Raw genomic sequence first — 22,126 nt, 5'->3', positions numbered from 1 at the left:
TTCCTCCGCTTGAACGTTGTTAGTTGAACTTCAGTTCGTCGGCGCCGATCTCGGCGAGATATGGCGCAAGCATGTCCGGCGTCACATCCTCGATCCGCGGCGGCGACCAGGTCGGATTGCGGTCCTTGTCGATCACAGCGGCGCGTACGCCCTCGCGGAAGTCGTCGCTGCGGAAGACTTCCAGCGCGGCGCGATATTCGCGCACCAGGCATTCTTCCAGGCTCGATGCGGTGCGCGCGAGCCGCAGCAGTTTCAGCGTCACCACCATGCCGCGCGGCGATTTCTCATTGAGCGTCTTCAGCGTCGCCAGCGCAAACTCGGAGCCGTCGCGCTTGAGCGCCGCAAAAATGTCTTCCATGCGATCGAAGCCGAATAGCGTGTCGATAACAGGCTCTTTTGCGGCGACCGGCCCCGCGGTCTCACCGGTCGCAAAGCCGTTGACGAGCTTGGTGACATCGGTCGCGGTCACGCCCGGGCGGACCTTCGTCAGCGCCTCGCGCAGCTCAGGCCATTTGGCCGCAGGCACCACGGCGTCCGCAAATTTTGCATGGATCGCGTCAGGACCGTTCATCGTCTGGCCGGTCAGACCGAAATAAGTGCCGATCTCACCGGGCGAGCGCGACAGCAGCCAGGTGCCGCCGACATCGGGGAAGAAGCCGAGCCCGACCTCGGGCATTGCGAGCTTGGTCCGGTCGGTGACGATGCGATGGCTGGCATGGCCGGACAGGCCGACGCCGCCGCCCATCACGAGGCCGTCCATGAACGCAACATAGGGCTTCGGACATCTCGCGATCCGCGCATTCATGACGTATTCCTGGCGCCAGAACCGCGCGCCGAGATCGCCGCCTTCGCGCGAGCTCTCCCAGAGACCGCGAATGTCGCCGCCGGCGCAGAGACCGCGCTCGCCCGCGCCTTCCAGGATGATCACCGCGACCTCAGGATCGGTCTCGAACTTGTCCAGCGCTGCATCGATGCCAATGGACATCTCCAGCGTCATGGCATTGATCGCCTTGGGGCGGTTGAGGCGGATCACGCCCGCCGCGCCCTCGCGGCGAACGATGAGATCGCCCTCTTCCGCTGAACTCATCGCGCACCCTCGATCAGTTTGCGCGCCACGATGAGCCGCATGATTTCATTGGTGCCTTCGAGGATCTGGTGCACGCGCAAATCGCGCACGATCTTCTCGATCCCGTATTCGCTTAAGTAACCGTAGCCGCCGTGAAGCTGCAGCGCGTGGTTGGCGACCTCGAAGCCGACGTCGGTGCCGAAGCGCTTTGCCATCGCGCAGAGCATGGTGGCGTCCGGATCTTTCCGGTCGAGCGCTGCGGCAGCACGCCACAAGAAGGTGCGCGCGGCCTCGAGCTCAATCGCCATGTCGGCAAGGCGGAATTGCAGCGCCTGGAATTCGTCGAGACGCTTTCCAAACGCCTTGCGCTCCTTCATGTAGCTGCGCGCCTTGTCGAGCGCAGTCTGTGCACCGCCGAGCGAGCACGCAGTAATATTGAGGCGGCCGCCATCGAGACCGGCCATCGCGATCTTGAAGCCGATGCCCTCCTCGCTCAGCCGGTTGGCGACCGGCACGCGGGCGTTCTCAAAGATGACGGCGCGGGTCGGCTGCGCATTCCAACCCATCTTGCGCTCATTGGCGCCGAACGAGACGCCCGGCGTCTTGTCGTCGACGACGAGGGTCGAGATGCCGCCAGGGCCGTCGCCGCCGGTCCTGACCATCGCGACTAGGAGATCGGTGCCGCCGGCGCCGGAGATGAATTGCTTCTGGCCGTTGAGAACATAGTGATCGCCGTCGCGCACCGCACGGGTGCGCAGCGCCGCCGCATCGGAGCCGGCGCCAGGCTCAGTCAGGCAGTAGCTCGCGATCAGCTCCATGGTACAGAGCTTCGGCAGCCAGGTGTGGCGCTGGGTGTCGCTGCCGAAGGCATCGATCATCCAGCTTGCCATGTTGTGGATAGAGATGAAGGCCGAGGTGGTCGGACAGCCCGTCGCCAGCGCCTCGAAGATCAGCGCCGCGTCGAACCGCGTCATGGCGGAGCCGCCGACATCCTCGCGGATGTAGATGCCGCCCATGCCGAGCGTTGCGGCCTCGCGCATGACATCGACGGGGAAATACTTCTCCTCGTCCCAGCGCAACGCGTGCGGCGCGATCCTCGAAGCCGCAAACGCCAATGCCATGTCGCGAACCGCGATCTGATCCTCGTTCAGAGCGAATTGCATGCTGGGCTGCTCGTTTTTCTCGTCATTGCGAGCGAAGCGAAGCAATCCAGACTGTCTCTGCGGCAAGACCCTGGATTGCTTCGTCGCAAGAGCTCCTCGCAATGACGGCTGAGGAGATCATTTCATCAGCGGGATCGAGAACTCCGCACCTTCCTTGACGCCGGACGGCCAGCGCGAGGTCACCGTCTTGGTCTTGGTGTAGAAGCGGATCGAGTCCGGGCCGTGCTGGTTGAGATCGCCGAAGCCGGACTTCTTCCAGCCGCCGAAGGTGTAATAGGCGATCGGCACCGGGATCGGCACGTTGATGCCGACCATGCCGACATTGACCTTGGCCGCAAAGTCGCGCGCGGCGTCGCCGTCGCGGGTGAAGATGGCAACGCCATTGCCGTAATCATGCTCGGACGGCAGCGCCAGCGCTTCCTTGTAGTCATGCGCGCGCACGACCGAGAGCACCGGGCCAAAAATCTCTTCCTTGTAGATCCGCATGTCCTTGGTGACGTTGTCGAACAGCGAACCGCCGAGATAGAAGCCGTTCTCGTAGCCCTGCATCTTGAAGCCGCGGCCGTCGACGGCGAGCGTCGCGCCCTCCTTGATGCCGATGTCGATGTAGCCCTTGACCTTCTCGACTGCCTCGCGCGTGACCAGCGGACCGTAATCGGCGGACGGATCAATCGAGGTGCCGATCTTGAGCGACTCGACGCGCGGGATCAGCTTGTCCATGAGGCGGTCCGCGGTGGTCTTGCCGACGGGCACGGCGACCGAAACCGCCATGCAGCGCTCGCCGGCCGAGCCGTAACCCGCGCCGATCAGAGCGTCGACCGCCTGATCCATGTCGGCGTCCGGCATGATGATGGCGTGGTTCTTGGCACCACCAAAGCACTGGCAGCGCTTGCCGGTCTGGGCGGCGCGCTCATAGATGTACTGCGCGATCGGCGTCGAGCCGACGAAGCCAACGGCCTTGATGTCGGGATCGTCGAGGATGGCGTCGACCGCTTCCTTGTCGCCGTTGACGACGTTGAGGATGCCGGCCGGCAGGCCCGCCTCGATCATCAGCTCGGCGAGCATCATCGGCACGCCGGGATCACGCTCCGACGGCTTCAGGATGAAGGCGTTGCCGCAAGCGATGGCGGGTGCAAACTTCCACATCGGAATCATCGCCGGGAAATTGAACGGCGTGATGCCGGCGACGACGCCGAGCGCCTGGCGCATGGAGTAGATGTCAATGCCGGGGCCGGCGCCCTCGGTGTATTCGCCCTTCATCAGATGAGGGATGCCGCAGGCGAACTCAGCGACTTCGAGACCGCGCTGGATGTCGCCCTTGGCGTCGGGCACGGTCTTGCCGTGCTCGCGCGCGAGCAACTCAGCGAGCTTGTCGTAGTCGCGCTGCACCAGCTCGACGAATTTCGTCATGACGCGGGCGCGCCGCTGCGGGTTGGTCGCAGCCCATTCGGGCTGTGCTGCGCGCGCGTTCTCGACGGCGGCGCGAACTTCGGCCTTCGAGGCCAGCGCGACCTTGGCCTGGACGTCGCCGGTCATCGGCTCGAAGACGTCGGCGGTGCGGCCCGAGGTGCCCTTGACCTCCTTGCCACCGATGAAATGTCCGACTGCGCGCATGGAATGAACTCCTTAGGTCCCGGTCTGAACTCTTTGACAAATCCTATCGACCTGCATTTTATAGGATTCAAGTCTGAGATAATGCACCATAGATGTGCGAAAATGCTGGATCAAGGCGCTATCGATTGGGATGACTTCCGCTTCGTGCTGGCCATCGTGCGGGGCGGCTCGGTCTCGGCTGCGGCAAAACAGCTTGGCGTCGACCATGCCACGGTGATCCGCCGCGTCGACCGGCTGGAGAAGCACCTTTCGGCCAAGCTGTTTGACCGGCGCAAAACCGGCTACCTCCTCACCGAGGCCGGCCAGCGCGTCGCCGACAGCGCCGAAGCCATGGAATCCACCATCGTCGCCAACCAGGAGCAGGTCGGCGGCTCCGTGGCGCGGCTGACCGGCACGGTGCGGATCGGCGCGCCCGACGGGTTCGGCACTGCTTTCCTGGCACCGCGGCTGGCGCCCTTCGCCGACCGCTATCCTGATCTAGATCTGCAACTTGTGGCCACCGCGCGGCTGTTCAGTCTCTCCAAGCGCGAGGCGGATATCGCGATCAGCCTGACGATGCCGAAGGAAGGCCGCATCGTCGGCCGCAAGCTGCTCGATTATCGCCTCGGGCTTTATGCCGCCCCCGCTTATCTCGACCGCTTCCCAAAGATCACCTCGCGTGAGGTGCTGCCACAGCACCGCTTCGTCGGCTACATCGAGGAACTGCTGTTCACACCCGAGCTCGACTATCTGCCTCAGGTGTCGCCGCGCATTTCAGCGCGCTTGCGCAGCGCCAATCTGATCGCCCAGCTCAACGCCACGCTTGCAGGCTTCGGCATCGCGGTGTTGCCTCACTTCATGGCGAGCGACTATCCGCAGCTCGTCGCCGTGCTGCCGGAGGAGGTCTCGATCACACGGACGTTCTGGATGCTGATGCACGCCGACAGCAAGGATCTCGCGCGGATCCGCGCGGTCGCGGATTACATCGGCGAGATCGTGGAGCGCGAGCGGGCGTTGTTTGCGGGGCGATAGACGCGCTCTCGTAGGGTGGGCAAAGCGAAGCGTGCCCACCATCTCGACCGCGAACGTGGAGAAGTGGTGGGCACGGCGCATGCGCGCCTTTGCCCACCCTACGACACCTAATTCTGCTTCGCCTTCTTCGCAGCCGTCACCTTCGGCTCGCGCCGCGCGCCATCGAGCGCGCTGTCCTTGCCGGCTTTCAGCACCTCGTCCGAGAGCTCGCTCGAGCCTGCAATGCGCGCCAGCAGCATGGTGCCCGCCATCGTCGCCAGCGTCGCGATCGCCTGCTTCCGCGCAGACTTGCGCGGCAGGTTCGGGATGAAGTCGGTCATCATCTCGACCATCTCGTCGAGCTTGCCGGCAAAGGCCTTGCGCGTCTTCGGGCTCTCGCGCGCGATTTCGGCGCCAAGCGCAGGGATCGAGCAGCCATGGCCCGGATTGTCGCGATGCAACGTCGAGAGATAGGTCTCGACGATCTGGGTGAATCGCTTCTCGGGCGCGACCTGATCGGACTGCTTGCGCCAGTGCTCCATTGAGCGGTCCATGGCGTAGGCAAAGGCCTCGATCACCAGCGCCTCGCGGGAATCGAAATGCGCGTAGAACCCGCCATGGGTCAGGCCGGCCTCCTTCATAAGGTCGGCGACGCCGATTCCGTGGGCCCCCTTTTCGCGCAGCCGCACGGACGCCTTCTTCACGATGCGATCGTGGGTTTCCTGCTTGTGTTCCCGGGAATAGCGCATGCGGCTCTCATTAAATGTCGGAAGTCATCTCATAACACGGATATCGGTCCGGCGGCGCACTAATTCCCGGTAAAATTGTTGCCGATCATGGAAAAGGTTGCAGTTGCATGGACTGCGAGGGCCCCCTTGCCGTCGCGCACGAAGCCTTCGGTGTAGCTGGTCTGGCGCCCCAGCTTGATGATCTTGCCTTCGGCCGAGATCAGCCTCGACCGGACCGAGAGCGGACGCAGGAAGGTCATTTTCAGGTCCAGAGTCACAGACCCCTGCCCGGCCTCCAGTTTGGTCGAAATCGCGCACCCCATGGCGGTGTCGAGGAGCGCGGCGGCAGTCGCCCCATGCAGAAGGCCGATGGTATTTTCGAGGTCTTCGCGCGGCTCCAGTTCCATCACGATCCGGCCGGGCTCGACCACGGCCATGACGAAGCCGATCAGCTTTGCGAAGGGCGGCGGCGGTAGCCGACCGTCGCGGATCCCCAGCATGGCATCAATGCCCGACAGGCCCATCGCCACCTTCGCAACCGGCGCAGGCACCTGCCAGTCCACCAAGCGCTCGCGTCGCAGCGCGGGTGAAAACAGGTCGAGTTGAGCGGGTTCGGTCATGGCTGCCCCTTGGTATGATACGAATCATACTATGCTGCGGACTTCGCGCTGGCAACTCGGATCACACCCGCTTGACAAGTTAGGCATTTCGGCCCGGAAGTAATGCCGACGCGCGCGCATTGCGCATGTCCACGAAACCTCCGAGATCCCCGATGGAAATGCTCAACAACCACTGCGGCGTCACCCGTGATCCGCGCGGCGTCGTTGATGTTGCGATCTGCAATGCCGGCTCGCTGAATATTCTGGGCTCGCCCGTGACCGATGCGGTCCGCGAAGGCCTGCAACAACTCGCCTCCGACCGCAGCATTCGAATCGTGGTGCTGCGCGGGCAGAGCGAGAAGAGCATGATCGGCGGCGCCGACATCAAGGAGATGGCGAAGCTCGACCAGACATCGGCCGAGGCCTTCATCAGCCGCCTGCGCGATCTCTGCGAAGCCGTACGCCAATTCCCTACCCCCGTGATCGCGCGCATGCCCGGCTGGTGCCTCGGCGGCGGGCTCGAAGTCGCCGCCGCCTGCGACTTCCGCATCGCCGCGCATGATGCGCATTTCGGCATGCCCGAGGTCCGCGTCGGCATTCCCTCGGTCATCCATGCCGCGCTGCTGCCGCGCCTGATCGGCTGGGCCCGCGCGCGCTGGCTGGTGATGACCGCGGAGAATATCGACGCGCCGACGGCGCTGAGCTGGGGCCTGATCGACAAGATCGCGCCGGCCGGCGGACTGGATGCCGAGATCGAGCACCTCGTGAACGCGCTGCTGGAATGCGGCCCGGAGGCGCTGCGGTCGCAGAAGGCGCTGCTGCGGCAATGGGAGGAACTGCCGCTGACTGAGTCGGTCAATCTCAGCGTCAAGGTGTTCGGCGAGTCATTTTTGACGGACGAGCCGACGCGACTGATGCAGGCGTTTGTGAACCGGAAGCGGTAGGCCTCCTCCTCCAATCGAACGACCAATTCTCATCCGAACCACGACATTTTCTCATGCCGGCGCGGTTGCATTTTTTGCGCCGCATCATATGATGGTCATAATCTCACCCGTCATCGCCAGGGAGTCTTATCATGGCTGAAGCCTCCGATCCCGTTGTCATCGTCTCCGCCGCCCGCACCCCGCTCGGCCGCTTCATGGGCGAGCTCTCGCCGCTTGCCGCGCATAAGCTTGGATCGCACGTCATCGGCGCGGCGCTGGAACGCGCCAAGCTTGCGCCCGAGAAGGTCGACGAGGTGTTCATGGGCTGCGTGCTGCCCGCCGGCCAGGGCCAGGCACCGGCGCGCCAGGCGGCACGTAGCGCGGGTCTCCCTGACGCGACCGGTGCGACCACCGTCAACAAGGTTTGCGGCTCCGGCATGAAGGCGACCATGCTGGCGCACGACATCATCCGCGCCGGCTCGGCCGAGATCGTCGTCTCCGGCGGCATGGAGAGCATGAGCAACGCGCCCTATCTGCTGGCGAAGGCGCGCGGCGGCTATCGCGCTGGGCATGACCGCATCATCGACCATATGATGATGGACGGGCTCGAAGACGCTTACGAGACCGGCCGCTCCATGGGCGATTTCGGCGAGGCCACGGCGGAGGCCTATCAGTTCACCCGCAAGGACCAGGACGCCTACGCTATGGAAACGCTGAGCCGCGCGCGCAAGGCGGTCGAGGGCGGCGCCTTCAAGGCCGAGATCGCGCCGATCACACTGACCGAGAAGGCAGGCCCCCGCGTGATCGCCAGTGACGAACATCCGCTGAAGGTCGATCCGGCCAAGATCCCCGGCTTGAAGCCGGCGTTCCGCGCCAATGGCACCATCACGCCGGCCGCCTCCTCCGCCAACGCCGACGGTGCCGCCGCACTGGTGCTGACGAAACGTTCGCTCGCCGATCGCAACGGCCTTCCTGTCATCGCCGAGATCAAAGGCCACGCCACCCATAGCCAGGAGCCGCAATGGTTCACCACCGCGCCGATCCCGGCGATCCGCAAGCTGCTCGACAAGGTCGGCTGGAGCGCAGGTGATGTCGACCTGTTCGAGATCAACGAAGCCTTCGCCGTGGTGGCGATGGCGGCGCAGCGCGATCTCGGCATTCCCCGCGACAAACTCAACATCAACGGCGGCGCCTGCGCGCTCGGCCATCCGATCGGTGCGACTGGCGCGCGGCTGATCGTGACGCTGCTGCATGCGCTCGAGGCCAACAACCTCAAGCGCGGCGTCGCGGCGCTCTGCATCGGCGGCGGCGAGGCTACGGCGATCGCGGTGGAGCGTCTCGCGCACTGACGGCAGGTGGCCGAAATTGAGGGAAGTCTGGCATTTTAGACTTTCGGGTCTTATGCCAGACTGCAACAATGACGCGGGTCACCCAAAACCCGCCAAACTGGATTGAGGGGCAATGATCTCGAACTGGCTTTCGGCCGCGCTCGGCCGTCGCAACATCCACTACGGCTGGGTGATGGTGGGCGTGACCTTCTTCGCCGCGCTGATCAGCGCCGGCACGGTCGGCGCGCCCGGCGTGTTCATCGTTCCGCTCCAGAAGGAGTTCGGCTGGAGCACGGCTGAGATCTCCTCCGCGCTCTCGATCCGCTTCATCCTGTTCGGGCTGATGGCGCCGTTCGCCGCCGCCCTCCTCAACCGCTACGGCCTGCGCAATGTCACGCTGACCGCGCAGCTCATCGTCGTCTCGGCGCTGGTGCTCTCGCTCGGCATGACCCAGGTCTGGCAGCTCGTGGCGTTGTGGGGCGTGGTGATCGGCATCGGCACCGGCATGACCGCGCTGGTGCTCGGCGCCACCATCGCGACGCGCTGGTTTGCGGCGCGGCGCGGCCTCGTCATCGGCATCCTGACCGCGAGCGTCGCCACCGGCCAGCTCGTGTTCCTGCCGCTGCTGGCAAGCCTGACCGAGCGCTTCGGCTGGCGGCTCGCACTCGGCTTCGTCTGCATCATGCTCGGCGTTTCTGCAGCAGCAGTCTTGCTCATCATGCGCGACCGCCCGAGCGATCTCGGCCTGCGTCCGTTCGGCGACGATGGCTCCGAGCCCCTGCCCGCCCCGCCCGTGAACCATGGCCCGATCACCGCCGTGGCGCTCGGCACGCTGCGCGACGCCTCGAAGTCGAGCGCGTTCTGGATCCTGTTTGCGACGTTCTTCGTCTGCGGCGCCTCGACCAACGGGCTCGTGCAGGTGCACCTGATCCCGATGTGCCTCGATTTCGGCATCCCACAGGTGCAGGCGGCGAGCCTGCTGGCGGCGATGGGCATCTTCGACTTCTTCGGCACCATCATGTCGGGCTGGCTGTCGGACCGTTATGACAATCGCCTCCTGCTGTTCTGGTATTACGGCCTGCGCGGGCTCTCGCTGATCTTCCTGCCCTTCAGCGATTTCTCGTTCTATGGCCTGTCGATCTTTGCGATGTTCTACGGCCTCGACTGGATCGCGACCGTGCCGCCGACGGTGCGGCTGACCGCGCAAAAATTCGGGCCCGAACGCGCCAATCTGGTGTTCGGCTGGATCTTCGCCGGCCACCAGCTCGGCGCCGGCACGGCCGCCTTCGGCGCAGGCCTGTCGCGGACGCTGCTCCAGAGCTACCTGCCCGCCTTCTTCGTGGCCGGTGCGCTCTGCGTGTTCGCCTCGCTGATCGTGCTGGCGCTGTCACGGCAACCAAAGCCGCAACCGAAACCCGCGATGGCCTAGTACCCCGCTGCAGCACCATAGGACTCATGACGCACGACGTGCATCGGGAGACCGAGCGCGCATAGCTCTATCCACCTCGACGTTGCGAGCGTAGCAATCGCGAGTGGCATGCGGCTGCCTCCGGGTCGTCATTGCGAGCGAAGCGAAGCAATCCAGAGTCCCTCCGCGGTGGCAACCTGGATTGCTTCGCTGCGCTCGCAATGACGGTGTTTGACGCATCCTCGCGTTCGATCAAGTCGCGCTTCAGCCTGCAGGCACACCTTCGCATTCTCGCGACTCATTTCGCCCGAGCTTTGCTCTCATCTTCGCACCCTTTTGGAACAAGGGCGCAGTGAAGGCCGGGCGCCGGCTGGCACCCGCAGTCCCGTGTGCAAAAAAGACGCGCACGGGGTGGACGACAGGTGACGCCGGAACGCCCGGCCTTCCCTGCGCGAATGGTTTACGGCTTATGTCGCGCTCTCCCCGGGGAGCGATGCACTATTGCCCCCGTCGCCTTGCGGATGGCTGATGTACGGCCCGGTTGGACAACACACATCACCACAAGACTTGACGCACAGACCCCGGGCGTCAGGACCACACGATTTTGCCGTCCGCGCACATCCCCGCTCCCCGCTCCGATGACTGGCGTGCGCTCGCCATCGAAGCCGAACGAAGACGCTGTCAGCGCCGTGTCGTGCCGCGCTCGCCCTGCTCACGGCACCCCCCTTGAAGGAGTTCCGCCCTGCAGCTTGAAATGCGCGCCGACGCCGTCGCGGCCACCGCCTCCCTGCCCGCGTCTCGTGACGATCGCGAAACGCCCCTTGCGGCGGGCGGGATGGTCACAATATGCGCCATATCCGAATTTCGGTAAATAGGAATATTTTTCTACGGAGGGATTGACACGGTGTTTCGCCCGACGTCTTCCGGTATCGATTGCATTCTCCCCGAGGCCTCCAGTTCCCGCTCTCGCAAGATTTGCCGTTAGACTTCGCGGCCCAAACGTGGACAATACGGCCCAAGCGCTTCGCGCGCGCAGTGCACACCAAGATGCGCCAGGGGAAACAAAATGCCGACTGCCTTCCCGTCGCCCGTACCCGCCATTCCGACCACGCCTTTGACCGCCGAGCTACGCGACGCGTTGCGCGCGATCGTGGGCGAGAAGGGATTTATCGAGGACGAGCACGACAAGCAGCCGTTCGTCACCGACTGGCGGGGCCTCCTGGTTGGCGGTGCCGGCGCCGTGGTGCGTCCTGGCAGCACCGAGGAAGTCTCGAAGGTGGTGCGGCTTTGCCATGAACACGGCGTCGCGATCGTGCCACAGGGCGGCAACACCGGGCTGATGGGCGGCGCCACGCCCTGGCCTGCGCACACCGGCATCGTGCTGTCGCTCGGCCGCATGAACCGCGTGCTGGACGTCGATCCCGTCGGCTATGCGATGACGGTCGAGACCGGCTGCGTTTTGCAGACGCTGCAAGAGATCGCGGCTGAACACGACAGGTTCTTGCCGTTGAGCCTTGGCGCCCAGGGCTCCTGCATGATCGGCGGCAACCTCTCGACCAACGCCGGCGGCGTGCAGGTGCTGCGCTATGGCAACGCGCGCAACCTCGTGCTCGGGCTCGAGGTCGTGTTGCCCAACGGCGACGTCTGGAACGGATTGCGTGCGCTCAAGAAGGACAACACCGGCTACGACCTCAAGCACCTCTTCATGGGGGCCGAGGGGACGCTCGGCATCATCACCAAGGCCGTCCTCAAGCTATGGCCGGCGCCGAAGGACGTCTGCACGGCGTGGCTGGCGGTTCGCGATCCGCGCGCGGCGCTGGAGATCCTGTCCGAAGCGCATGCGGCATCCGAGGACAATGTCGGGTCCTGCGAGCTGCTGAGCCGCGCGGCCGTCGACCTCGTGATGCGCCACATTCCCGGCGTCCAGGATCCGCTCAAGGCGGATACGCCGTGGTACCTGCTGCTGGAATGGTCGTCCTCGCGCCCACGGCAGGACGGGGCCGATGGCATGTCCGAGAAGATGGAGCAGTTTCTCGCCGACCAGCTCGAGGCCGGTCGCGTGCTCGACGCGGTGATCGCGCAGACCGTCAGTCAATCGCGCAACATGTGGCGCATCCGGGAAGCCATGGCCGAGGCCTCCCGCGCCGAGGGACCGGGGATCAGCTACGATGTGTCGGTGGCGATCTCCAGGATTCCCGAGTTCATCGATAACGGGCTCAAGGCCGTGCTCGACATTCTCCCGAGCATTCGCCCCTATCCTCTGGGGCATATCGGCGACGGCAATCTGCATTTTTCGTTCATGGGGCCTGTTGGCATGGATCAGCAGACGCTGAACCAATACACGGCCGCGATCACGCGCGCCGTGAACGACCTCATCACCTCCATGGGCGGCTCGATCTCGGCCGAGCATGGCATCGGCATCGAAAAGCTCGACGAGCTCAGCCATTACCGCTCGAAGACCGAGCTCGACATCATGCGCACGATCAAGCGCGCGCTCGATCCGCAGAACATCATGAATCCCGGCAAGGTGCTGCGGGTGTGATTGGCCGGTGGCGCCGCGCGGTTCGAGGATCGAGGGCTCGAACTGCGCGCGTGCCGCGAGTTCGAGCCCTCTGTGCCGTGTTGATGCTTACAGACCGGCCAGCGACTGCGCCGCAGCGAGCAGCTTGAGACCTTCCCCGATCAGCTGCCCGGAGTGCCCATTGGGGCCGAAGCGGGCTTCGTCGTGCTCGCCGCGGCCTTCCCCGATCGGTTGCGGGTCGAGCACGTCTTTCATCTGCTGGGCAAGTGCGTCGCGCTGTGTGGTCAACGCCTGGATCTTCTGCTCGGTGGACAGGTAGGTCGCATCGTCCGCCTTGATCGCGGCCGTCGAGGCGACAATCAGCGCGTGGGCGAACGCGCCGTAGGGTGCATTGAGTTGCTTGTAGACGTCACCCAGCTTCGCAAACATCTCGTCGTTCCCGCCCCTCGCCACCGACGGATGGAGGATCTGTGTGATCACGCGCCCGTCCGCCTGATAATCCGGCCTCAGCCCGAGCAGAGTATTCACTGTCGGGACGATGTCCGTGTGATCGGTCCAGGTCGTGTCGTCGATCGCGCCGTTCTTCACGCCGGGGCCGGCCATTCCGAGCCACGTCTGGCCGATATCGTTCGAGTAGTCGCCGTGAATCCAGGCAAAGGCGTCGTTCAAACAGCCTTGGCTCTTTCCCGGGCAGGGGCTGGACGTCTGGAAGTAGAAATCCGGCTTTGAGAACATCGTGAACGACATGGTCCGCTGCGGATCGGCGTTGATCATGTGCAGCGCCTTCAGGGTCGGCCCGTCCACGAGGTAGTTCGCAACCGGCGTCAGCTGCGTCGCGTCGACGTAGGGATCGAACGCCTTCAGGCCCGCCGCTGCCTTCTCGAAGGCGCGCAGGACCGGGTTGACGACAACGTGCCCGCTGGCATCGAACGCCTGCGGCTGGCCGTAGATGTAGAAGCTCGGCGCCGAGTCAAACGAGATGTCGTAGCCGGTACCGCCGATGGTTGCGCCAAGCAGCCACGACATGTTGTAGCCGACCTCGCCGACGAGCGGCCCGTTCGCCGAAGACGGTGGCCAGGTCACGGGTCCGGTCCAGGTCGAGACGTCCTGGCCGCTGTTGGTCAAGTCGAACCGGCCATGGCGCGGGTTGCCAGAGGCCGTGTTGTAGATACACGGGGTCGTCACACCGTTGCAGTTTTGCGCCTGCTGGCCGGCGAAGTGATCGTTCTCGTCTGCCGTGACGATAAACAAGGTGTTGCTCTTGTTGATGCCGGCCGCGGCGAGCCGGTCGAAGAACTTCGCGAACGCGTCATCATAGGTCTTCAGCGCCGCGACATAGTCGGCCTCGCCGGGTCCATAGGCACCGCCGCCAGCGTGGTTATCGTGGAGGTCGGAGATGTAGGCGTAGGTCACCGGAACGCCGGCCTCCTGCATCTGGGCCACATAGCCCAAGGTGATCGCCGCCGACATCCCGTCGAAGCCCGGGAAGCCCGGATGCCCGAACTGGTCGGTAATCGGTGCGCCGTTGATGTCATTCACCGACGGCGAGCCATGCGTGATCACCGGGTTGACATACTTCGCTCCGAACAGAGCGCGGAAATTCTGATACCCGCCCGGCTCGTCCGGCAGCAGATCGGGCCGCGCGGTGGGAGCGGTGGCGCAGAGGCTTGACCCGCCATTGCCGCAGTGCACTGCAATGCCGACGAAGTCGGTCGTCGCCTTCGCCGCCGCGGCCGAGCCGAATGGCGCTTCCTGCGAGTCGAGCGCTTCGAGCCACTCGGACGAGTTGGCGCCGAAGATCGTCGTGATGTCCCCGGTGCGGTTGATCGGATCTGCAGCGGGTTCCCAGACACTTACGTTCTGCGCGTGGTCCTTGGTGAGCGGGCTCGTCAGGAACGTGAAGAAGCCGGAAAAATGGTCGATCGTGGCGGTCTCCTGATTGGCGCCCTGATCGATGACGATCGTGTCCCCGACGTTAAAACCCCTATTGCTGAACAGGTCGATCTTGGTGTCGCCGGCCTTGGCCGCGGCAAAGAGATCGGTCGGACCGGCCTTGAACGCGCCGGCCACAGCGTTCTCGAGCACGGCATTCGCGGTCGGGACGTAGCCGACGTCGCACCCGGCCCGGGTGTAGGTCACCCACGGGGCGGGCGTGTTCTTGCCGCCGGTCGTGATCATGTTCGGGTGGGGGTCGACCGGCGAGGCGACGGGAGCGGTCCAATACTTGAACGCCGACGTGAAGGTCGGAACGCCGGTGGCGGGGTTGTAATAGTCGTAGGAGTTGGTGACCGTGAGCCCCATCCGGTCGGGATAAAGGCCCGTCAACGAGCTCGTGATGCCGGCGGTCGTATGCGAGATCAGCACGGTGTAGTGCTTGTTCAGGAGCGTGCCGTTGTCCTTCAGGAAATTGTAGAGGTGCGGCATCTGCTCAAGATCGGAGGGAACGCTGGGGTTGTCCCGCGTGAGGTGCACATTGTCGAACTGGAGATAGATAACGTGCTTGACCTCGTGTCCCGGAGATCCGAGGCGGCAGGATTTGTGCTCATGCTCCTCGGCACTCGCCGGCGTCAGCCAGAACATTGTCGCGGCAATCGCCGCCGCTCCGAATAGCCGATTGTGCAATGACGAAGTGTGATTCAGAAATCTGTTCACCGTTCCCTCCGCTTTTAAACAAGGCCATGGCAAGCCGTTCCCCCGACGCATGCACGTCGGAAGGTGTCGATCGGGCTGACTAGGCTAGTGCTGGACTCTCGCGGTGACACAATAAGTCACGCTATGTAACACTACGATAAATGATATGTGATGCAGAGCTGCCCGCGTTGAGGTTTCGCACAACCGGCCGACGATCTGGACCGGTCACAGCGAGACTGTCGGGGAATATGTCGCCACAAACCGCGATGCGTTCTTCGCACCGCGCCGCCGCGATGACGGCCTCGGCTAGGCCCGGATCGTCATGTTCTCCGGCGGTCCTGCTTTCCACAGCGGCTGTGCGAGCCGCGCGAACTCGCACAGCAGCGAGCGCATCGCTCCTGGATCTCGTTGAGCTTGGCGGCCTTGTCGCCGTTGTCTCAGCCGCGCGGGTTGACGACGGTGTAGCCTCGCAGCGAACGCGCGTGCATGCGCGTGGCGTGGCCGCCCGAGTTGGCGTCATAGGCCATCCACATGTCGCCGCCGAGGGGCTGCTCCAGAACGAAGACATGCCCGCGGCGCGCCGCGACCATTCCCGGCGCCGGCGACGTCCGCGGAAAGCGCAGCCAGTTGGACGCGAGATTCAATTGCGGCACGACATGGCCGAACACGCGCAGCGCCGCGCCACAGCCGCAGAAGGACGAAGGACAGCCGGCAGGACGGCCGCCGATGATGCGATCACCGGAGACGCTGATGGTCGCGGCGGTATTACCGGCGTCGGTCACCGTCATTTGCGTTGAGCGATAGGCTTGCAATGACGGCCTGGGCGGCGCCCGCTCACGGCGCGGCTGCGCATACGAGAAGTCGCAGGGCATGGTGACGTTGCACTCAGGCGCTTGAAAATTGCGAGAGGGCCGCGCTTCCGAGGCAACTGAACTAACGGCAACGAAGAAACACGCAGAAATTACTCGCTTGATCATTGCAGGACTCCGGCTGGAGGGCCTGCCCCGGCTACGAGCTACCAATATCGGTTTGGCCGAAATGGGCCTGAAACGCGGCGTAAAATGGCTGGATTTGGGCGGACTTAACCTGGATTGACTCTCCAGCAAGTGGAGCGCACATCGCGCAACAACCGTCATTGCGAGCGAAGCGAAGCAATCCAGACTGTCTCCGCGGACATAGCCTGGATTGCTTCGTCGCCAGCGCAAAATTGCTTCGCAATTTTGTCGCGGGCTCCTCGCAATGACAGCTGGCGCTACGGCCGGATCGTGATGTTCTCCGGCGGTCCTGCTTTCCGCAGCGGCTCTGCGAGCCGCGCGAACTCGCACAGCAGCGACCGCGTCTTGCGCGGATCGATGATCTCCTCGACCCAGAATTTTTCGGCCGAGCGGAACGGCGAGCGCAGCTTGTTGAGCCGCTCCTGGATCTCGTTGAGCTTGGCCGCCTTGTCCTCGGCCGCGTCGATGTCGGCGCGGTAGGCGGCTTCGATGCCGCCTTCGAGCGGCAACGAGCCCCAATAGGCCGACGGCCAGGCGTAGCGGATCGAGAAGCGGTCGGCCGGCTGATGCACCACGCCGGCGACGCCGAAGGCGTTGCGCAGGATCACGGTGCACCATGGCACGGTGGTCTGGTTGACCGCGGCCATGGCGCGGACGCCGTGGCGGATGGTCGCCGCCTTCTCGGCGTCGAGGCCAATCATGAAGCCGGGGCAGTCCATGAGGTAGACGATCGGCAGATGGAAGGTCTCGGCGAAGTCGACCCAGCGCACCACCTTCTGGCAGGCATCCGCCGTCCAGGAGCCGCCATAGTGGAAACTGTCGCTCGCAAGCAGCATCACCGCCCTGCCCTCGAGCCGCGCGAGGCCCACGATGATCGGCTTGCCGAAATTGGAGGCGACCTCGAAGAACGAGCCCTTATCGACGACCTGGTCGATGATCGGCCGCATCTTGTAGACCTGCTTGCGATTGCGCGGCACTGCATTCATCAGCGCCTCTTCGCTACGCTCCGGATTGTCGATGCAGGGCAAGGTCGGCGGCAGCTCATAGACCGATGACGGCAGATAGGACAGAAAACGCCGCGCGCAGGCAAAAGCCTCCTCCTCGGTGTCGACGGCATGATCGACCGCGCCGGCCTTGGTCTGGATATCGGCACCGCCGAGCTCCTCCTTCGAGAGATTTTGGCCCAACGCCTTCACCACCGGCGGACCCGCGACGAACATCGCGGACTTCCGGGTCATGATGGAATAGTGGCTGGCGGCCAGACGCGCGGCGCCCAGGCCCGCAACCGAGCCGAGGCCGAGTGCGACCACCGGCACGCGCGACAGGTTCTCTGTCGTGAAGCGATACCAGCGCGTGCCGCCGATGCCGCCCGGCAGGTTAGCCGCGCCCTTGGTCTCGATGGTCTTGACCGAGCCGCCACCGCCGGAGCCCTCGATGATGCGGACGATGGGCAGACGGAAGTCGTGCGCCATCTCCTCCGCCATCAAAGGCTTTGCCGAGATCGACGCATCCGCCGAGCCGCCGCGCACCGTGAAATCGTCGCCGACGACGACCACGGTGCGGCCGTCGACGCGCGCGCGGCCGAACACGCAGTTCGCCGGCGTCACGCTTTTCAGCTCGCCCTTGGGATCATACTCACCGATGCCGGAGACGGCACCGATCTCGTGGAAGCTGCCCTTGTCGATCAGTTTGTCGATGCGTTCCCGAACAGTCAGCCGGCCCTGGTCATGCTGTCGCTTGACCTTGTCAACGCCGCCCATCTCCCGCGCGAAGGCTTCGCGCCGGGCGAGCTCGTCGAGTTCCGGCTTCCAGTTCATTCACTCCCTCCGAATTGATCGGCTTGTTATTGTTGTGCACGGCCATTGCGACCGGTTTGCGCGAGATGCGGTTGTTGAAGACGTCGCCTTCCGCGCCCTCCATCAGGCTGCCGAGCGAACGGCCCAGCGCGACCATCAGCGGCGCGACTTCGGCATGTAGACGCTGCTCGTCATACATCGCCGAGAGAAGACCGATCGTGACGACCACGAAGGTCTGGTACTGCGGCGACCAGATCGGCACCGCGAGGCCGTTGATGTGCGGGCTCCACAGGCCGCAGGCCGTGACATAGCCGCGCTCGCGCAGCGCCTGCCGGTTGGCCTCGATGCGGGGCCGCAGGATTTTTGCGGCCTCCGGCGCTTCACGCCCCATTTCCGCGATGTAGGCATCGCCGACTTCGGGCGCCAAGGCCGCGGTGTAGGCCGCGCCCGCAGCGGTCGAGGCTATCGAGATGCGGCTGCCGGTGCCCTCGTGCAGACCAAGCGCAGAGGCCGAGCGCGCAAACTGGAGATAGACCAGATGGAAGCGATCAGGCACGACGAAGCCGACGGTGCCCGGCAATTGCTCGGCGACTTCCTGCAGCCGCTGCCGGATCATGCTGCGGAGCTGCGCGCCCTTCATCATCGAGGCGCTCATCGCCACCGCGCTCGGACCGATGCGATACTTCTGGTCACGCGGCAGATAGACCAGCTGCCCCATGCGCGTCAGCGTGTGCGTAAGCCGCGACACCGTCGAGCGCGGCAAGCCGCAGCGATTTGAAATCTCGAGATTGCCGAGCCGTGCCTCGTGGCCCTCGAAGCATCGCAACACGTCGAACGCGCGCGACACCACCTGGATGACATCACCTTCACCGGCATCGCCAGCGAGTGCACCTTGTCTGCTCAACCGTTCCGAACGTCGTCCCATGTTCCCTACCAGTTGTTCCGCTGTGCGGAATTAAATTCCGCTTGCAGACGACGCTACCTCAGGCATTTTGCCACCACAACAAAAAGGCGATGGCATGCCAGAAATTAAGATCGTCACGGAGGTCGCCGGTCGCATCTGCGCAACTCCCGTGCAAGTTGGAGGAACCGTCGCCGATGGCGATGACGTTGTGGTCGTCGAAGCCATGAAGATGGAGATACCGGTGCCCGCGCCGGCGTCGGGCACACTCACGTCACTGCTCGTGCAGATCGATGACCTCGTTGCCGAAGGCCAGACGATCGCGATCGTCGCGAGCTGAGCACGCGCCGCCTGCGGCTTCTCATCCGCGACATTCTGAAACAGATGATATTGCGATGGCGCGCGGCGTCTTGCGTTCGGGCGTTACGACGGAAGAAGGCGCCGGACGGGTTGCGCATGCCCTGATTGCGTTGCACAAGGGAGGCGATGATAGCGCAACCGCCGCCCGCCTCCGCCTGGACCCGCTCGAAGCCGCCGCTGCTGCGGTTTCTCGACACGTGCCTGAATGAATTCTCCGCCGAGACCTCAGGCCACGTCGCGGACTATATTCCCGAGCTGAGCAAGGCCGATCCTACCTGTTTCGGCATCAGCCTCGCCACCCTCGACGGCCATGTCTACGAAGTCGGCGACAGCCGTGTGCCCTTTACCATCCAGTCGATGTCAAAACCGTTCGTGTTCGCGCTGGCGCTGGATCTTCTGGGTGCAGGCAAGGTCGAGAGCGCGATCGGCGTCGAGCCCTCGGGCGATCCCTTCAATTCGATCCGGCTCAATTCCGAAAACCATCCGTTCAACCCGATGGTCAATGCCGGCGCGATCGCCTGCACCGGGCTGATCCATGCGAGCAAGGGCACCGATGCCTTCGAGCAGATCCGGCTCGCGCTCAGCCGTTTTGCCGGACGCGACCTCGGCGTGGACGAAGCGGTCTACACGTCGGAGAGCCAGACCGGCGACCGTAACCGCGCGATCGGCTATCTGCTGAAGACCAATGCGGTGATCTCGGACAACGTCGCCGGCGTGCTCGACGTCTATTTCCGGCAATGCGCGGTGCTGGTCACCGCGCGCGACATCGCGGTGATGGCGGCGACGCTCGCCAATCGCGGTGTTAATCCGGTCACGGGCGAACAGGTGCTGACGCCGTATGCGATCTCGCGCACGCTGTCGGTGATGACGTCGTCGGGCATGTACGATTATGCCGGCGAATGGATCTACCGGATCGGCATTCCCGCCAAGAGCGGCGTCGGCGGCGGCATTTTGGCAGCGCTCCCCGCGCGTCTCGGGCTCGGCAGCTATTCGCCAAAACTGGACAAGCACGGCAACAGCGTGCGCGGCATCAAGGTCTGCGAGGCGCTGTCCTCGCATTACGACCTGCATATGCTCAACCGCAGCGACGACGCCCGCAACGCCGTGATCGCCGACTACGACATCGGCAAGAGCCCGTCACGCCGCGTCCGCCGCCAGCAGGAGCGCGACATTCTCGTAGCCCACGAGCAGGAGGTGCGGGTCATCGAGCTGGTCGGGACGCTGTCGCTCTCGGCGGTCGACTACGTCTCGCGGCGGTTGGCCGAGCGGCCGCGTCCGCAATTCGTGATCTTCGACTTGCACCGCGTCACCTCCACCACGCGGGCCGGCGCGCGGCTGATCGCCGAAGCCTTCGAGGACCTCGCCGCACTCAACGTCACGGTGGTGATATCCGGCGTCCGCCGCGCCTCCAAGGAATGGAATACACTGCGGGAGTGGACCGCCGAGCTGAAGAACGTCCGCGATTTCTATCTGCTCGACACCGCGATCGAATGGGCCGAAGACCAGATCGTCTACCGCTATGGCGGCTCGATCGATTTTCACGAGACCACAGAGCTGTCCGAACAGCCCTTGCTCGACGGCCTCAGCGCCGAAGAGCTGACGGACCTCGCCTCGATCTGCACGATCAAAACCTATCAGTCCGGCGCCAAGATCCTCACGACAGGCGAGCCCGCGGACGCCCTGTTCTTCCTGCGCAGCGGCGCCGTGCACGTCACCCTGCCCGATGGCGTCAGGCTCGCGACGCTGACAGCCGGCATGGCCTTTGGCGAGATGGCGCTGATCGAGACCGCCCGCTCAGCCGACGTGTTCGCGGACATGGCGGCGACTGCGTTCGAAGTGCCATTGAAAGAATTCGAACGTTTTCGCAGGCAGCACCCGCGGGCCTCCGAGCGCATCATGCGCAATCTGGCGCAACTGCTGGCCGATCGCCTGATCGTCGCCAACACCAAGGTCGACATCCTGACGTCGACGTGAGCGACGACCGTGTCTTCACCTCTCCCGTAGGGAGAGGTGAACAGCGCTCGCACCTCATGCCTTGCCTTAGCGGCTTGCTGCCTCGCTGAGACGCCGCTTGATCTTGGCGGCGCTGGCCTTCAGCAATTCGGACGGCTGCTGGCCGGTCGCGGCGCACAGGCAGGCCCAGTAGTAGATGACATCGCCGAGCTCGTCGACGAGACCCGCCTTGTCGAGCCAGTCGTCGCGCAACAGCTTCTTGATGTGGTCGGCGACCTCGCCGGCTTCACCGGCGAGGCCGAGCCCGAGATAGGACAGGCGCTCGTTCGAGGGATGCTCATCGACTTTCGCAATGGTTGCGGCCCAGGCGGCATATTCATCGATCGTCATGACATCCCTCGCAAGCTTTCGATCAGCCCACCACCTCGGTCACGGGCTGGAGATCGATCTCAAAAGTCTCCAGGAACTTTGACGTCATGATGTAGAAGCCGACCGAGAGCTGCAGCTCGACGAGCGCGGCGGGTGTCAGCTTCGCGGCAATTGCCTGGAAGGTCGCGTCCGTCGGCTTCTTCAGCTTCACGATCTCGTCGGTGAAGGCGAGCGCGGCGCGCTGCGTCTCGTCGAAACAGGTCGCGGCCTGCCAGTTGTCCAGCGCCTCGTTCTGCGCGTCGGTGACGCCGACATTCTTGCCGATGCGCTTGTGGGCGACGATCTCGTACGGCGCCTCGCACAAAATGCCGGTGCGCGTGATCGCGAGCTCGCGCACGATCGGATCGAGTTCGCCCTTGTGGCGGATGGCGCCGCCGAGGCGGCAGTACTGCTCAAAATAGCTCGGCGAATGCGACATCATGCGGAAGATGTTGGCATTGCGGTTCTTGTCGAGGATTTCGCGGGTGCGGTCGGACGCCTTGGACGGATCGCTGTAGTCGATGCGGGCCATGATTTACCTTGAGTTTTTCCTGAAGCTTTTGATGCTTATTGTCGTTGCCGGCACAGGTTCCCCAAAACTGTATTCGCGCGCGACCGCGGGAGCAACATTATCGAGTCAAAATGCCGCCGCATTGCTGATCGACCTTGGCACATCGATATTCGCTGCGTGGGGACTTAAATCGCAGCGAATACTCGAAGTGGGGTGTTCCGAGTAAAAACA

At 64.3% G+C, this 22,126-nt stretch carries 19 protein-coding genes; 8 read left to right on the top strand and 11 right to left on the bottom strand.

The features are described from left to right. Positions 1-19: 19 nt before the first annotated feature. The 3 genes from ACP2YP_RS17270 to ACP2YP_RS17260 all read right to left on the bottom strand — a co-directional run bounded on the left by ACP2YP_RS17270 (position 20) and on the right by ACP2YP_RS17260 (position 3,843). Positions 20-1,087: an enoyl-CoA hydratase/isomerase family protein gene (locus ACP2YP_RS17270; protein WP_426425529.1), complete on the bottom strand. Its 1,068-nt coding sequence runs from the start codon at positions 1,085-1,087 to the stop codon at positions 20-22. After that, positions 1,084-2,229, bottom strand: coding sequence for an isobutyryl-CoA dehydrogenase (locus ACP2YP_RS17265; protein ID WP_426425527.1), 1,146 nt, complete (start codon positions 2,227-2,229; stop codon positions 1,084-1,086). The genes ACP2YP_RS17270 and ACP2YP_RS17265 overlap by 4 nt, the downstream gene beginning before the upstream one ends. Before the next feature lie 117 nt (positions 2,230-2,346). Beyond that, the gene (locus ACP2YP_RS17260) at positions 2,347-3,843 is read right to left on the bottom strand and encodes a CoA-acylating methylmalonate-semialdehyde dehydrogenase (RefSeq protein WP_426425525.1); all 1,497 of its coding nucleotides are present in this window, start codon (positions 3,841-3,843) and stop codon (positions 2,347-2,349) included. A gap of 102 nt (positions 3,844-3,945) precedes the next feature. Here ACP2YP_RS17260 and ACP2YP_RS17255 point away from each other — a divergent pair, with 102 nt between their 5' ends. After that, entirely contained in the window at positions 3,946-4,854 is a 909-nt protein-coding gene (locus ACP2YP_RS17255; protein WP_426425524.1) for a LysR family transcriptional regulator, read from the top strand. 107 nt (positions 4,855-4,961) lie between these two features. Here the strand turns inward: ACP2YP_RS17255 and ACP2YP_RS17250 are convergent, their stop codons facing one another. Beyond that, positions 4,962-5,582, bottom strand: coding sequence for a TetR/AcrR family transcriptional regulator (locus ACP2YP_RS17250; protein ID WP_426425523.1), 621 nt, complete (start codon positions 5,580-5,582; stop codon positions 4,962-4,964). 59 nt (positions 5,583-5,641) lie between these two features. Next, entirely contained in the window at positions 5,642-6,181 is a 540-nt protein-coding gene (locus ACP2YP_RS17245; RefSeq protein ID WP_426425521.1) for a PaaI family thioesterase, read from the bottom strand. A gap of 152 nt (positions 6,182-6,333) precedes the next feature. Here ACP2YP_RS17245 and ACP2YP_RS17240 point away from each other — a divergent pair, with 152 nt between their 5' ends. The 4 genes from ACP2YP_RS17240 to ACP2YP_RS17225 all read left to right on the top strand — a co-directional run bounded on the left by ACP2YP_RS17240 (position 6,334) and on the right by ACP2YP_RS17225 (position 12,361). After that, complete coding sequence (locus ACP2YP_RS17240) at positions 6,334-7,104, top strand: enoyl-CoA hydratase (protein WP_426425520.1); 771 nt, start codon at positions 6,334-6,336, stop codon at positions 7,102-7,104. Between the two features lie 131 nt (positions 7,105-7,235). Beyond that, positions 7,236-8,432 carry an acetyl-CoA C-acyltransferase gene (locus ACP2YP_RS17235; RefSeq protein ID WP_426425519.1) on the top strand — a complete coding sequence of 399 codons (1,197 nt, stop codon included), beginning with the start codon at positions 7,236-7,238 and terminating at the stop codon, positions 8,430-8,432. A gap of 112 nt (positions 8,433-8,544) precedes the next feature. Then, entirely contained in the window at positions 8,545-9,840 is a 1,296-nt protein-coding gene (locus tag ACP2YP_RS17230; protein WP_426425518.1) for an MFS transporter, read from the top strand. A 1,045-nt stretch (positions 9,841-10,885) separates the two neighbouring features. Then, positions 10,886-12,361: an FAD-binding oxidoreductase gene (locus ACP2YP_RS17225; RefSeq protein ID WP_426425517.1), complete on the top strand. Its 1,476-nt coding sequence runs from the start codon at positions 10,886-10,888 to the stop codon at positions 12,359-12,361. 87 nt (positions 12,362-12,448) lie between these two features. Here ACP2YP_RS17225 and ACP2YP_RS17220 read toward each other — a convergent pair whose 3' ends face one another. The 4 genes from ACP2YP_RS17220 to ACP2YP_RS17205 form a co-directional block, all read right to left on the bottom strand. Next, entirely contained in the window at positions 12,449-14,992 is a 2,544-nt protein-coding gene (locus ACP2YP_RS17220) for a hypothetical protein (RefSeq protein ID WP_426425516.1), read from the bottom strand. 416 nt (positions 14,993-15,408) lie between these two features. Then, positions 15,409-15,759 (bottom strand): hypothetical protein, encoded by a 351-nt coding sequence (locus ACP2YP_RS17215; protein ID WP_426425515.1) that lies wholly within the window; start codon positions 15,757-15,759, stop codon positions 15,409-15,411. Between the two features lie 464 nt (positions 15,760-16,223). Further along, positions 16,224-17,783: an acyl-CoA carboxylase subunit beta gene (locus ACP2YP_RS17210; RefSeq protein WP_426425514.1), complete on the bottom strand. Its 1,560-nt coding sequence runs from the start codon at positions 17,781-17,783 to the stop codon at positions 16,224-16,226. Further along, positions 17,713-18,687, bottom strand: a complete 975-nt coding sequence (locus ACP2YP_RS17205) for an IclR family transcriptional regulator (RefSeq protein ID WP_426425512.1) — start codon at positions 18,685-18,687, stop codon at positions 17,713-17,715. The genes ACP2YP_RS17210 and ACP2YP_RS17205 overlap by 71 nt, the downstream gene beginning before the upstream one ends. Before the next feature lie 94 nt (positions 18,688-18,781). Between ACP2YP_RS17205 and ACP2YP_RS17200 the strand changes: the two genes are divergently transcribed. Further along, positions 18,782-19,003: a biotin/lipoyl-containing protein gene (locus tag ACP2YP_RS17200; protein ID WP_426425511.1), complete on the top strand. Its 222-nt coding sequence runs from the start codon at positions 18,782-18,784 to the stop codon at positions 19,001-19,003. 146 nt (positions 19,004-19,149) lie between these two features. Next, entirely contained in the window at positions 19,150-20,997 is a 1,848-nt protein-coding gene (gene glsA / locus ACP2YP_RS17195) for a glutaminase A (protein WP_426425510.1), read from the top strand. A gap of 66 nt (positions 20,998-21,063) precedes the next feature. Here the strand turns inward: glsA and ACP2YP_RS17190 are convergent, their stop codons facing one another. Beyond that, entirely contained in the window at positions 21,064-21,366 is a 303-nt protein-coding gene (locus tag ACP2YP_RS17190) for a nucleoside triphosphate pyrophosphohydrolase family protein (RefSeq protein WP_187434639.1), read from the bottom strand. A 22-nt stretch (positions 21,367-21,388) separates the two neighbouring features. Beyond that, complete coding sequence (locus ACP2YP_RS17185; RefSeq protein ID WP_426425509.1) at positions 21,389-21,916, bottom strand: carboxymuconolactone decarboxylase family protein; 528 nt, start codon at positions 21,914-21,916, stop codon at positions 21,389-21,391. Between ACP2YP_RS17185 and ACP2YP_RS17180 the strand changes: the two genes are divergently transcribed. Next, positions 21,915-22,121, top strand: a complete 207-nt coding sequence (locus ACP2YP_RS17180) for a hypothetical protein (protein ID WP_426425507.1) — start codon at positions 21,915-21,917, stop codon at positions 22,119-22,121. The two genes, ACP2YP_RS17185 and ACP2YP_RS17180, sit on opposite strands and share 2 nt — an antisense overlap. The last annotated feature ends 5 nt before the right edge of the window (positions 22,122-22,126 follow it).

The organism is Bradyrhizobium genosp. A, from assembly GCF_049949275.1.
Classification (GTDB): domain Bacteria; phylum Pseudomonadota; class Alphaproteobacteria; order Rhizobiales; family Xanthobacteraceae; genus Bradyrhizobium.
This window is presented reverse-complemented; position numbering and strand designations above follow the sequence as displayed.